Below are 14,982 nucleotides of genomic sequence, written 5' to 3'. Positions count from 1 at the left end.
CGTTTCTTTTGCAGTACTCAGAGATGAGTTATAATAAGAGCATATAAAAGCAAATCCTGGTGCCCTCCGTTTGCATACACAGCTTTCCGCTGAGTACCTTCATAGGGAAGCATGGGTGTTCCATATAACACCTTCGGTCAACGTCTCATAACCGGCATAACGAAACATATCTCCTGCAACACCGTATGTCAATTTTGTTAAGACGTGTCAATTTCAGGTATGCATCTCTATACTTATATGCAGGTTTCACTTATATACCTCATTTCAAAATGTCAGGATTGCCACATTCATCAAAAGCTTCTACCCGCTCTAAAAATTGCTTCGCCTTTTCGCATTCTTCAGGGATGCTGAAATTATATGCCCTCGCCACTACCCTCCCGCTTTCCATAAACAATTCATAAAACCGGGACAGCGAATTCCACAATTCTTTATAATTGGTTCCTGCATAAGTTTCTAAAAAAAGAAGCCATTCATCTGGGGATAACAAACCTTCAAGCTTCTTCCCGCCTTTGCCGATCGATACAGGATTCTCATTTTCAACAGATATCTTCCATGACAACATCTGAATCAATGACTCCCGAAGGTCAGATTCTATCAATTGTTTTAGTAAGGGTAGTTCCCGCCTCCATATAGTTTTTGGGATATGAGATCCGAGACAGAACGAAAACTTATTACAACAGTTCTGAAACTGTTTTTTTGTAGGGGGGATGACCCAGTAACTTGATTCGTCAGGTTCGGGCTGCTCCTCAAGCAGACCACCTTTATCTAGAAGCACTTTTGTCAAACTGTCTTTCAGAAAATCTTCCATCCTTTCCAGAGAAACAAAGTGCATATCTATTCTGTTACCATCCATAAATTGAACAAGATATGTAGCTCGATGTAGTCCTAATGGGACTCCCCATACTTCTCCCTCAGGCATCTGCATGACGAGGACTTCACCAAAATAAGGGATGAGATCCTCTTTTTCATTGAACGGTTCGACTTTACTCACAAAAAATACGATGTCGTAATCCTGAAAACAGTCAGGTTCAATAGTTGGATTCACTCTTGACCCATTCATAACCACCCCGCGAATTTCATCATGTAACTGAGCAAATGACAAAATCCTATCCATCATTACTGCTTCTGATCTCACCATGAAACCTCCTTCTACAGACTTAACTTCACCTTTGAAAAATGGGTCTGTTATTGCTTGGTGTTGTTATATCACATGTGAGCTTATATCATCTCTCTCTGTCCTGGAATTTGTAGGAGACGGCCTTTTAGAATGACTCCCTTTCCGTGGGGTACCGTGAAGCCTCCTTACGATGCGCCTTCCGGAATCTCACGATGTACCTTTATCCCACAGGCGCCTCGCCTCGCCATTCTAAAAACCTGCCTCTTCAAAGGAGAAGAGACAGAAAGACCAAAACCGAAGTCCTTTACACCAACTACGAACGGGATGGCAGGGAAAACAGGGAGACTCCTGCGGGAAAAAGGAACAAGGTGAGACCCCGGAAAACGAAGTTTGAGGAGGCTTAGCGTTCCCCGCAGAAAGCGGACTGTTTTCCCTCCCATCCCATGCTCTAAGTAAATAACGGACCCGACATCTAGTCCCAGACGTAGGCTATTGAATAATCGTTTAAAATATCAACAACAGACTTTAACAGAGCCTTTTTAAAAAATATATATGTAAAGGACTGTCATAAGAATTTCCTCATTCTCAATTTAGGAAATTCTCCATAACTTTGAGATATTCTGTTAAACCCACTTAGCTGATAAAAATCCAATGCAGATTCATTAGATGGTGATACTTTCAAATGAAGTTCTGCAAGCTTATGTTTCTTAAAGGTTTCCTCAGCAAAATCAACCATTTGTTTTCCGAATCCTTTTCCTCTATAGTCTGGAATTAAATAAAATAAGTTTGCGTACCCGATCGTTCTCCCTTGGTATTCAGGTGTTGTGAGTCCGATTTGACCTATAGGTTGACTACTATCTTGAATGAACAACTGACCGGAAGACCACTGTTCGATTCTTGCTCTCAAACGGTTTACATAGGCTCTTTTGTCGAAATGGGTTTTCCCATAACTGACGAACTGTGCATCTTCTCTAAAATTCAAAAGCAGCGTTTCATCCTGTTCTATATCGATTTCCCTCATAATCAATTCTTCCATTGGTCCCCACCTCCTTACTTATAATTACAATTCCCCACTTTCAAATCCCTCCTTTCAGAAAAACAAAAAATCTTTCACTTACCGGTCAATAATACAAACATTTTCGGCAAAAAAATGGGCAGTCCCTAAATAGGAACTGCCCCAAAGACTAATAGATGCTTAACGGTTTTAAATCGTTGTTAAAAGATAGATTTATAAATTTAAGTGATCTTCTCACCTATGACGACCAACCTCTCTTTATTGGAATACATAGGATGACATGTAATCAGTGTAACAACCGATTTTCCCTCTACAGGCTCCAGCACCTCAAGTTGTGTAGGCTCTATAATTTTTTTATCTATGACTCGAAAGGTTAACGTTTGATCAGGAGATTGGAAAAGCAATTCATCTCCATTAGATAATTCATCCAATCGGTTAAAAAACTTCCCGGTGATGTGGGACCGATGGCCAAGGACGACAAAGTTCTGGCTCATGGCTCCCAATATCCCTGTCCCCTTTAAATGACCTACCGCTACTCTCAACTTTTCACTGGATGTACCTTCAATCACTGGTGTCTCCAACTCGATTTTTGGAATCGATAATTCCACATTCTTTAAGTCAGCGATGGTGTTCTCCTTATATTGGGGAATCTCTTTTTCACTTTTTTCATTTTCAACTTCACTTCTGAGCGATTGCGAAAGTTCTTCCGTATTCGCAAACAACTTTTTTTCCAAGTAAAACGAATACAGTTGTTCATATCCGATATAACCAAACAGTAAGACTGATAAGAGGATGAACAATCCTCCAAGCTTTTTCATTTAACCAAAACCATCCTTAGTCTTCTTCTATTCATTCTCTTTTTTCCTACCGAACCTTCGCAGCAAGATTCCTAAACTTCCAAACAAGCTGGCGATGGCTAATAGAAGGTTACGATCAAATATTGAACCCGTTTTCGGTAACTCATCCAAATCCTCTTTATGATGATCTTCACTATTTCCTTCTCGCTCTTGGTTTGTATTTTGGCGATCTTCGTCATCGCTTCCGATCGGCACTGTATTTTCATGTACCTGCACATGGACTTCAATGGTATGAAGAATCCCTTGTTGATTATAGTAAAGGACCTTGAATTCATCTTCTCCGACAAACCCTTCCTCGGGTTGATACTCCCAGTTCATTTCGGACAAACTGACATCTGCGGTACCATTTTCCGGCTGTTTCAACTCAATCGTAACTGGATCTATGATGTTCAAAGCTTTTAAATTTCCACTTATCGTCTTACCAGAGAAAGTCTCTAAGAATATTTCGTTACCCGGAGCATCCGGTAAAGAATTCCCTTCTACAGTGACTTTGACGGTAGAAACAGAAACCTCACCATGTTCGTCTTCAACACGCAGAATAAATTCATCCAGGCCACTGAATCCCGGTTTGGGAACGTAAGTAAATGTTCCCTTATCCTTTAAAGTCAAGCTTCCATGGGAAGGCTTCTTATATAGGCTGTAAGCAAGCATGTCCCCATCTGGATCTTCTGCTGTGACTTTTTCGGTCAAGACTGTGTTTTCTTTGACTGTGAACTGATAGTCTTTGAAACTTGGCGGATGATTCACGTCTTCATCATCACTTAAAGCTTTCATGGAAAAGTCATATTCGACAATATCTTGACCAACGTGAATGACGCCATCCTTAATATAGCTATCCTCGCCCGGTTTCGCACTGACATTTCTGCCTTCTGCGCGACTATCGTAAGTGTGATACTTTTCATTCTCAGCAATGATGTAATAATCGCCATCCGGAAATACCATCCAGGCATATTCACCTTTGCTGTTCGTAATTTGTGGGACACGGTTATCATTCGGTGCAAAACCATCCAATATTGGTAGGTTCACTAAAGTATGTGGCGTTCTACCTTTGTTCCGGTTCAATTCCGTATCTGCCCAATAAAGCTTCATTGTCGTATTTTCAATCGGAAGACCCGTTTCCTCATCGGTAACAACACCATATGGATCGATCAAGGTCGTTTGGACTTCAGAAATTCCATCCTCAGGTATATCAACTTTGATTTTCTTACCTACCATAAGCTGCTTTTCACCGTTTTCTCCTTCCACCTCAACATTCAGCATGACATCATAAGATTTTCCTTTTTGGCCACCGGTAATGACATATTTTCCGTTCCTATCCACCTTGATTTCAAGGTCATCATCACCCGAATTCAAAACCACCGGTTTAATATTGATATCCTTCCCTTGATTGTCCATTTCTTCAGGAAGGTTGGTTTCCCTGTTCAAAAAGAATACTTGACCGGAGATGGTTTTTTCAGATTTGATATTTTCTCCTACGCCTTTGATTTCACCTACCTTTGCCTTCAAGCTATAATTCACGGGAACCTTCTTCCCATCTAAAGTTGTGGAAGCCGTAACGTTCAACGTATAATCCCAATTATCATATGGTACTGCTATACTGTATGCCCCTTCTGAGTCCGTTACTGCAGTCGCTTCAAAATCAATCACACCATCTCCGTTAAAGTCTTCCCGTACTTCAATCAATGACCCTGGGATCGGTTGTTTCGACGATGAATCAATGATTACACCACTGACCGAAGCAGGAACATATTGGACAACAATCTGACTTTCTCCGTATAAATTTTTATCAGGGTTGGACACTTTGGCACTGATCACCTTTTGCTGACTTTCTATAGTTCCGCTCAAATCCGGAGAGATCAACTCTACCACGGCTACTCCTTCATCGTTTGTGGTGGCTTCAGAGTTTACTAGAGTTCCTGCCTTCGAACTGAAACTCACCCTTTCCCCTTTGACCGGGTTTCCATTGCCATCTTTAATGATCGCTGTTAGTACAGCTTTTGTCTTCCCATCCCCTACAATAGCTTTTGGACTGGAAGTCAATTTTAAAGAAACATTGGATTCTTCAACTTCAAGTGCCTGTACACTTTTATTAAGCTTTTCATCTGCCTCACTTTTGAGGGTAGCTACAATTTCATAAGAACCCGGAGCCAACTCTTTCTCAAGCATATAACTCCATGTTCCATTCAGGATGCTTGTATAATCCTTCAATACCATTTTTCCATCCGAGTTTAGAATTTCAATGGATACTTGAGAGAACTTGGGTGCTTCTGCTGTCCCGGATACCAAAGGAGTACGATCTGCAGATTTCAGCTCAGCCCCTCCATCAATAATGATTTTTGTATCCAGATCTGTGACATCAACGTTAATCATTGAAATAGAAGAGCCGCCACGAGCATCAGTCACCTTGATCTTGAACTGATCTTTTCCGACAAATCCGGAGTCAGGAGTGTAAAACCAGCTGCCATTGTCTTTAAGTTCAACTTCGCCGTTTTCTGCATCGCTACCCAACTTATAAATCAAATCGGTACCTTCCGGGTCTCTCGCTTCTACAATTCCCGATAATGATTGGTTCTCTTTTGTCTCAACAGTATAATTTTCAACAATCGGAAGCTCGTTTTCCGGTTCTTTTACTTGAAGTACAATTGTGGAGACAGTGCTTCCACCTCGAGTGTCCTCTACTTTGATTTTAAATTCATCGGTTCCCGTGAAGCCTACTATTGGCGTGTATGACCATGTTCCATCTTCACTCACTTCCACTTTCCCATTTGAAGGCTCGGTTTCGAGTGTATAACTGAGCTTATCTCCATCTGCATCTTCTCCGACGACCTTACCTGTAGCTGTTTGATCTTGTATTGTTTCTTCCTGGTAATTCCCTACGGTCGGAAGCGTATTTTCTGGTTCGCTTACTTGCAGTGTGATCATAGACAAAGCGGTACCACCATTTTCATCTTTCACTAAGACGGTGAATTCGTCGGTGCCGGTGAAACCTTCTTTTGGCGTGTATGTCCATGTTCCATCTTGACTCATTTCCACTTTCCCATTGGAAGGCTCGGATTCAAGTGCATAACTGAGCTTATCTCCATCCGCATCTTCTCCGACGACCTTACCTGTAGCTGTTTGATCTTGTATTGTTTCTTCCTGGTAATTCCCAACGGTCGGAAGCGTATTTTCTGGTTCACTTACTTGCAGTGTGATCGTAGACAAAGCGGTACCGCCATTTCCATCTTTCACTAAGACGGTGAATTCGTCGGTTCCGATGAAACCTTCTTTTGGCGTGTACGTCCATGTTCCATCTTCACTCATTTCCACTTTCCCATTGGAAGGATCGGATTCGAGTGCATAACTGAGCTTATCTCCATCCGCATCTTCTCCGACGACTTTACCTGTAGCTGTTTGATCTTGTATTGTTTCTTCCTGGTAATTTCCGACGGTCGGAAGCGTATTTTCTGGTTCGCTTACTTGCAATGTGATCGTAGACAAGGCGGTGCCACCATTTTCATCTTTCACTAAGACGGTGAATTCGTCGGTTCCGATGAAACCTTCTTTTGGCGTGTACGTCCATGTTCCATCTTCACTCATTTCCACTTTCCCATTGGAAGGATCGGATTCGAGTGCATAACTGAGCTTATCTCCATCCGCATCTTCTCCGACGACTTTACCTGTAGCTGCTTGATCTTGTATTGTTTCTTCCTGGTAATTTCCGACGGTCGGAAGCTTATTTTCTGGTTCGCTTACTTGCAATGTGATCGTAGACAAGGCGGTGCCACCATTTTCATCTTTCACTAAGACGGTGAATTCGTCGGTTCCGATGAAACCTTCTTTTGGCGTGTACGTCCATGTTCCATCTTCACTCATTTCCACTTTCCCATTGGAAGGATCGGATTCGAGTGCATAACTGAGCTTATCTCCATCCGCATCTTCTCCGACGACCTTACCTGTAGCTGCTTGATCTTGTATTGTTTCTTCCTGGTAATTTCCGACGGTGGGAAGTGTATTTTCAGGCTCTTTTACATTGATTAATACAGTGGAGGTCACCGTTCCTCCATTCCCATCTGAAATTATGACTCCAAAACTGTCCGGACCACTATAACTTCTATCTGGTGTATAGACCCAAGTACCATCCTCTTCCAGTTTCACAATCCCGTGTTGAGGATTTTTTTCCAGCTTGAAGGTCAACTCGTCTCCATCAGGGTCCGTACTTTCAATTTTTCCATTTAAAGCCTGGTTTTTAAGGGTTGTTTCATTGTAATTATCAACAACAGGGAGTTGATTAACTGGTTTCATTACGTTCAATGATATCGTGGACGTTTTTGTACCGCCCTTTCCATCAGAAACGATGATTGTAAAGCTATCTGTGCCAATAAACCCTTGGTCAGGAGTATATTTCCAGTTCCCATCCTTCTGTACGACAAGGGTTCCTTGTAAAGGACCTTTACCCTCTGAATAGTTCAAAAGATCTCCGTCTGTATCCGAGCCTATGACTCGACCTTCGACTTGCTGGTTCATTTCAGTTGTGACATTGTAATTCCCGACCTCAGGAATGTGGTTCACCGGTTCTTTCACATTGACTAGAATTGTAGAGGTCGCAGCGCCACCTTTTCCGTCATCTACTCTTACAGAAAAGCTGTCCGGTCCACTATAGCCTTCTAATGGAGTGTACGTCCAACTTCCACCTTCATCAACTTTGACAACCCCGTGTTCAGGATCTTTCGCTTTTGAATATAGGAGTGGATCTCCATCGGAATCCGATCCTTCCACCTTACCTTCAAGAGGCTGATTTTGTTCTGTAACTACATTGTAATTATCAACTACCGGAAGGTGATTAATGATTTCTTTGATTAAAATGGATACTTCTGAAGTCGTTACTCCACCTTTGCCATCGGAGACTTCGATTGTGAAACGATCCTCTCCGATATAGTCTTTATCCGGCGTATACGCCCAGCTTCCATCAGCATTAACTTCTTCTGTTCCGTGAGAAGAACCTTTACCGAGACGATAAGTGAGCGGATCTCCATCGACATCTTTTCCTTCTACCCTTCCACTTATATGACCACCTTGGAATATCACCTCGTTATAATTGGAAACTGTAGGTAGATTATTCACAGGTTCAAGTACATTGATCAATATGGTAGAAGTGGCTACGCCGCCTCTTCCATCAGACACCTGTATTGTAAAGCTATCTGTTCCGGAAAAGTCTTCTTGTGGTGTATATGTCCAGCTTCCATCATCATTAACTTCTGCTGCTCCATGGGAAGGAGACTCTCCAGCTGAGTAAGTAAGAGCATCTCCATCAGAATCTTTTCCTTCTACCTTACCGCTGACAGAATGGTTCTGTTCAGTCTTCTCATTATGATTGTTGATGGTTGGCAGTTGATTGATTGGTTCTAACACATTGATGGAAATCGTCGAAAAGGAAGTTCCACCTTTGCCATCGGATACATTAATAGTAAAGCTATCCATGCCTGTATACCCTTGAAGAGGTGTATAAGTCCAGGAGCCATCTATATTCACCGAAACTTTTCCATGTTCAGGTCCGGAACCATTCGTGTATGAAAGAGAATCGCCATCACTATCTATCCCTGAAACCTTTCCACTTACAGCATTATTCTCCCGAGTGGTCATATTGTAATTTTCAACTGTCGGTGCGTGATTAGCAGGCTCAGATACATTTACCGTAATGGAAGAGGTTACAACTCCGCCTTTTCCGTCATTCACTTCAATGGAAAATTGGTCGATCCCTTTATAATCTGTTGACGGCTGATAAGTCCAGCTTCCATCTTTCGTCACTTCTGTTGTTCCATGGCCTGGAGAAGTCTTAATAGAATACGTTAAAGGGTCTCCATCCGCATCTTTTCCTACCACTTTGCCGGATACAGCTTTATTTAATTCTGTTTTAACTGTGTAATTATCAACTGTAGGTAATAGATTTACAGGTGGCTCCACGTTGATAGAAACTGTCGAAGTTGCTGTTCCACCTTTGCCGTCAGAAACCAAAACCTCAAAGTGATCTTCACCTACATAATTATTCGATGGTGAATAGGACCAATTCCCATCCGAATGGATTTCTACAGTTCCATGGGAAGGAGATGAACCCTTGCTGTAGGTCAACGAGTCACCATCCGGGTCTGTTCCAGATACTCTGCCATTTACACTTTGATTATGCTCTGCTTTTACCTTGTAATTCCCGACTACAGGCAGTTGGTTGACCGGCTCCTTGATATGAATATCTACTGTAGTAGTCGCTGTGCCACCTTTTCCATCCGATACTTCTATGGTAAAACTATCAAAACCGATAAAATTGTCGTTCGGCGAATACGTCCATTCTCCCGTTCTATCGACATTAACGCTCCCATGATTGGGACTTGAAGCTTCCGAGTAAACCAATGAGTCACCATCCGGATCCGTCCCTTCTACCTTTCCGGATATTGCTTTATTTACCTCAGTCGTTTCATTATAATTTTTGATTTCCGGGAGTCTATTTACAGGCTCTTTAACGTTGATCAGTATGGTGGAGGTGGCTACTCCTCCTTTGCCATCTGAAGCTTTGATGCTGAAACTGTCCTGTCCGACAAAACTTGGATCAGGAGTATAGCTCCAGCTTCCATCACTATTTGCTTTCAAGTCACCATGAACAGGTAACTTTCCTTCTTCAAAAAGTAATGAATCCCCATCAGGATCTGTTCCTTCGACTTTTCCATTTACTGATTGACCCTGTTCTGTTTCTACATTGTAGTTATCAACGACAGGTAGTTGGTTCACAGGCTCCAATATACTTATCGAAACAGTAGACGTTACAGCCCCCCCTTTTCCATCAGATATTTCCACCTTAAAACTGTCATCTCCGATATAGTCTTTATCTGGGGTGTATACCCAGTTTCCGTCTTCTTTCAATACTACCGTTCCTTGTGATGCTTCCTGTTTCATTTTGAAGGTCAGTGGGTCTTTGTCCGGATCTATTGCTTCTATTTTTCCGCTGACGGACTTATTCTGCTCAGTTTCTTTATTGGAGTTTTCTGCAGACGGCAGCTGGTTCACAGGCTCTTTCACAATAACGGATATCGTTGAGGTCGCTGTTCCACCTTTTCCATCTTCAGTAATAACCGTGAAGCTATCTGTACCGGTATAGTCCTGCTCTGGTGTGTAGGACCAGCGTCCTTGTTCAGTGACTTCCACCTCTCCATGTTCAGGAAGACGTCCTTTTTTGTACTTCAAAGAGTCACCATCTGGGTCTGTACCTTCCACATTACCGTTTATGGAAGTGTTTTTTTCCATTTCTTCATTGTAGTTACTTACTACAGGTAATTGGTTGACTGGCTCTTTCACATAGACAGAAATTGTAGAAGTCGCATGACCACCTTTTCCATCGGAAACGTTTACCATAAAACTGTCTTGCCCAATGTAATCTTTTTCGGGTGTATAGGTCCACTCCCCATTATCTTTTAAATCAAGTGTTCCATGGGAAGGCTGCTTTTCTACACTATATGTTAGAACATCTTTATCGGGATCACTTCCTACTACACTTCCACTTACAGGTTTGTTTTGTTCCGTTTCTTCATAGTAATTGATAGCGGTCGGCATTTGGTTCGCTGGTTCTTTAACTGTTACAGACACCGTTGATGTAGCTGTCCCACCTTTACCATCAGAGAGGGAAATGGTAAAACGATCGGTCCCTGTGTAATCTTTCTCGGGTGTATACGTCCATTTTCCATCCTTTTCAACCGTTAATGTCCCATGTTGAGGGGATGTTCCCTTTGAATATTCCAATGGATCTCCGTCAGGATCTGCTCCTTCAATTACACCATTTAACGTTTGGTTTCGTTCTACGGTCTTCTGATAATTTTCAACGGTAGGCATTTGATTGGGTGGTTCTTTTACATCTATGGTTACGGTTGAAGTTACTTCAGCTTTTCCATCAGAGACTTGAACTTTGAAAAGATCTTCTCCCACATAATCATCCACCGGGGTATATGTCCATGTTCCATCTTCCTTCACCGTCACAGTGCCATGAGATGGACTGGATTCTTTAGAATAAGTCAATGGATCATTGTCCGCATCTGTTCCTTTTACCTTGCCACTAACCGCTTCATTTTTTATCGTAGTTTCACTATAGTTCTTCACAGATGGTAGTTCGTTCGGAGGTTCTTTGACATCAATGGTCACCTTTGAGATTACTACAGCCTCTCCATCTGACACCAACACTTCAAAGCTGTCTAATCCGACGTAATCGATCGTCGGAGTGTACACCCAGCTACCATCTTCTTTCACCGTTACGTTTCCGTGAGATGGTTTGGTGCCTTGCTTGTAAGTCAATCGATCGTTGTCATCATCTGTCCCTTCCACTTTTCCACTGGCTGCTTCATTTTTAAATGTCGTTGTTGAATAGTCTACTGTTGTCGGCGCTTTGTTAGGCGGTTCTTTTATTTCAATCGTTACAGTGGAGGTTACGTCGGCTTTTCCGTCCGAGACTTGAACTTTGAAAACATCGGTTCCTACATAATCTGTATTCGGTGTGTAACTCCATGTCCCGTCTTCCTTTACAGTGACCGTTCCATTTGAAGGGTCTGTTTCCTTGCTGTAAGTTAATGGATCTCCATCCACGTCTGCACCTTCGACTTTTCCGCTGATCGTTTCATTTTTTAACGTCGTATCTGAATAGTCTTCCGTTGTCGGCGCTTTGTTAGGCGGCTCTTTTACATCGATGGTTACTGTGGAGGTTACGGTGCTTTTTCCGTCCGAGACTTGAACTTTGAAAACATCGGTTCCTACATAATCTGTATTCGGTGTGTAACTCCATGTCCCGTCTTCCTTCACTGTGACCGTTCCATTTGAAGGGTCTGTTTCTTTAGTGTAAGTTAACGGATCTCCATCCGCGTCTGCACCTTCGACTTTTCCGCTTATCGTTTCATTTTTAAATGTCGCATCTGAATAGTCTTCCGTTGTCGGCGCTTTGTTAGGCGGCTCTTTTACATCGATGGTTACTGTGGAGGTTACGGTGCTTTTTCCGTCCGAGACTTGGACTTTGAAAACATCGGTTCCTACATAATCTGTATTCGGTGTGTAACTCCATGTCCCGTCTTCCTTCACTGTGACCGTTCCATTTGAAGGGTCTGTTTCTTTAGTGTAAGTTAACGGATCTCCATCCGCGTCTGCACCTTCGACTTTTCCGCTTATCGTTTCATTTTTAAATGTCGCATCTGAATAGTCTTCCGTTGTCGGCACTTTGTTAGGCGGTTCTTTTATTTCAATGGTTACGGTTGAGGTTGCAGCTCCGCCTTTTCCATCTGAAACTTCTATTGTGAAATTATCAGTGCCCGTATAATCACTATCAGGGGTATACGTATAAGTACCATCCTCTTTAACTTCAATCGTTCCATTGGATGGCTCAGATCCCTTACTATATGTAAGAGGGTCATTGTCACTATCTGTTGCGGTCACCTGACCACTCTTACTCTCCCCTTTGAATATGCTCTCGTTATAATCTTCAATTACTGGGACAGAGTTCCCTGGAGTATTAATAATGAAAGAAGTCGACGCCCTTTTCACATTCCCGTTCACATCCGAGGCAGTCACAATCACATCTTGCTTTCCTAAAGATAAATCACTAGAAGGCGTATAGGTCCAGTTCCCACCCGCATCTGCAAAGACAGTTTCAACTTTTTCACCATTATTAAAATTCAAACCTATGGTAGCAAATGGTTCTGCAGTACCGGATATCGACTCCCTTTTATTCTCAGTAACCGCCTGATTGGAAGGTGAGCTGATATTCACAAACGTGCTGGAATCTATAGTAAGCTCCTGGGTATAGGAGTCCGTCAATCCACCACTGGTCACACTTGCTTGTATGGAGTATGTAGCATCATCTAAGGGATTGTTGATATCTACAGACCATCTTCCATTTTTCACCTGGGTGGTAAGCGTATTACGATTTCCTACTTTAACTATTACTTCACTGCCATCAGGGGCGGTGGACCTTCCTCGAATAGTAGGGATATTGTCATTTAATTGGACCTTATATCCATTGATTATACTTATATCCAGGGAAGAAACCTTGTAGCTGTATACAGATGTCTCTTTCTTGTTTCCTATATCATCAGTCGCTTCTGCCTTGAACGTGTGATCGCCGGGGGCCAATGCTTTCCCTAAGGTTAGAGACCAATTTCCCGCATCGTCAGCAGAAACCGTTCGATGAAATTGATCATCTATAAAAACAGAAACTTCAGCTTTTGGGTCCGTGTTCCCCGTTACAGTAGGAAACGGATTGTCTGATGTTGTGTTATCAGCTGGACTGGTAATAGAAACATCAATTTGGTTATCTATGACAATGGTCTGTGTAGCTTTTGGTAAATTATCATTTTTCTTTACGTCTTCCACCGCTTCAATCGTATATGTACCTTCAGGTAACGATAGGGAGATATCTTCGCTCCACTTTTGTGTTTTATTGTTGACTTGAATTCCTTTGAATGACTTACTCACAGGGTCTCCATTTGAATCTTTCACTACAAATTCAATCTTTTTACTTCCACCCGTATCATTCGTAAACGTTCCTGACACTGTAGTAGGGAAGCTGCTTACCGTTCTTGTTTCACCACCATCAATCGTAATCGTTTTTCCAATTTGAATCGCCTGCTTTGTGGTGGCGATATTATTAAGTTCATTGACGACTTTTACAGTAGCCGTATGTGTCCCGTTCGTCAGAGGGTCCGTGACTGGAATACTCCACGATTGATTGGAAACTGTAGTTATGTATTTCTTTTCATTAATCGTTAATTCAACTTCGCTGCCTTCCGCCGCTTTTGTGGTTGTCCCGGAAAGAACAGGGGTTTTGGAATCAAAGCTCGCGGAACTTGTAATAGAAATTGTCGGGATTTCCATTGTTAAACTGGGGCTTAACTTTACACTCGCAGAATCCTCATAAGATCCCCCTCTGTCCGGCCCCATATAATCTTTATTAATGACAGATAAATTCGCAGCTTTTGAAGTTCCAAAAAATAATTGGATATTAGAATCAGAACTGATAGAAGGAGCAACTTCAGTTATCTTAGAGATTGGAACCTGGAAATCTAAAAAGAATTGTCCGTTTTCGGCTTCCACCACTCTTGTCCCCGGGACATGACTACCGGAGCTGTCTGTCTTGTATATGGAATTTACAGTTGTGCCTTTCGGGTTCGATACATATACATAATCTTCATGTGGAGATTTCCCGTTAATTCCAACGGTCGCTTTGTGTTCCCCATTTTCAGCAATCTGCACAAACCAAACAGATGATAAAAAACCTCCTTTTCGATCATAAGGATTCTCCATAAGTCTCATTCTAAAGAACATGTCCGTCCCGTTACTGGCTATATAAAATGAAGGCTTATCACCCGATCCTTTTGAGTATCCACTTACAAAATCAACTTCGTCCGGACTGATGCCAGGCTCGTTGGCTGGGTCATATATAAGCTCACCGTTATTCTTTACATAAGGGATAAAAGTGACACTATCCCATTCGGAAGATGTATTCGGAGAATTCGTCGCCGATACGGAATTACCAAGCGGGGAGATCACCAAACTGGATGCCAAACCCACTTTTGTAATGGTAGATAGTTTCTTTTTATTCATTGCTTTCTCTCCTTCAACTTCTTCTAATAGTAAAATTCTGCTGCGATTATTTGCTGATTTTTACATGGTTTTTTATGTTTAATTTTATTTTTATACAAAATTCGACATTGGGTCTTATATCGACAAGCTGAAGTGAAGCTTTAGTATTTATGGAAGGTTTTACAAAGAATTTAAGATTTTTTTCATTTCCTTCATAACTATAGTACGGAACAAAAGTACAAGGGAACCTTTCCGACTCCTCTGATTTTTCTATTACACAACTCTAGAAAATGAGTTGCAGAGAAGCATCTTCCTTTCACGTTCATAATTCTCATTTAAAAACTTCCATACTTAAAGACTATCGTTTTCTTTGAAATCACCCAAAAGACGACATGCTACAAAAAATATCGTAC

General features: G+C 41.9%; 4 protein-coding genes. All 4 read right to left on the bottom strand.

What is annotated here, in order from left to right:
• Nucleotides 1–259: 259 nt before the first annotated feature.
• On the bottom strand, nucleotides 260–1,135 hold the full coding sequence (locus tag LCL89_RS02285; RefSeq protein WP_224807455.1) for an aminoglycoside 6-adenylyltransferase: 876 nt from the start codon (nucleotides 1,133–1,135) through the stop codon (nucleotides 260–262).
• Between the two features lie 547 nt (nucleotides 1,136–1,682).
• On the bottom strand, nucleotides 1,683–2,153 hold the full coding sequence (locus LCL89_RS02280; protein WP_224807454.1) for a GNAT family N-acetyltransferase: 471 nt from the start codon (nucleotides 2,151–2,153) through the stop codon (nucleotides 1,683–1,685).
• A gap of 200 nt (nucleotides 2,154–2,353) precedes the next feature.
• Nucleotides 2,354–2,950 carry a class D sortase gene (locus LCL89_RS02275; RefSeq protein ID WP_224807453.1) on the bottom strand — a complete coding sequence of 199 codons (597 nt, stop codon included), beginning with the start codon at nucleotides 2,948–2,950 and terminating at the stop codon, nucleotides 2,354–2,356.
• Between the two features lie 27 nt (nucleotides 2,951–2,977).
• Nucleotides 2,978–14,590 carry an Ig-like domain-containing protein gene (locus LCL89_RS02270; RefSeq protein ID WP_224807452.1) on the bottom strand — a complete coding sequence of 3,871 codons (11,613 nt, stop codon included), beginning with the start codon at nucleotides 14,588–14,590 and terminating at the stop codon, nucleotides 2,978–2,980.
• Nucleotides 14,591–14,982 lie beyond the last annotated feature (392 nt).

Origin of the sequence: Halobacillus yeomjeoni (assembly GCF_020171525.1) — a bacterium.
GTDB lineage: Bacteria > Bacillota > Bacilli > Bacillales > Halobacillaceae > Halobacillus > Halobacillus yeomjeoni.
The sequence above is the reverse complement of the archived record's forward strand: the minus strand, read 5'-3'. Positions and strand labels throughout refer to the sequence as shown.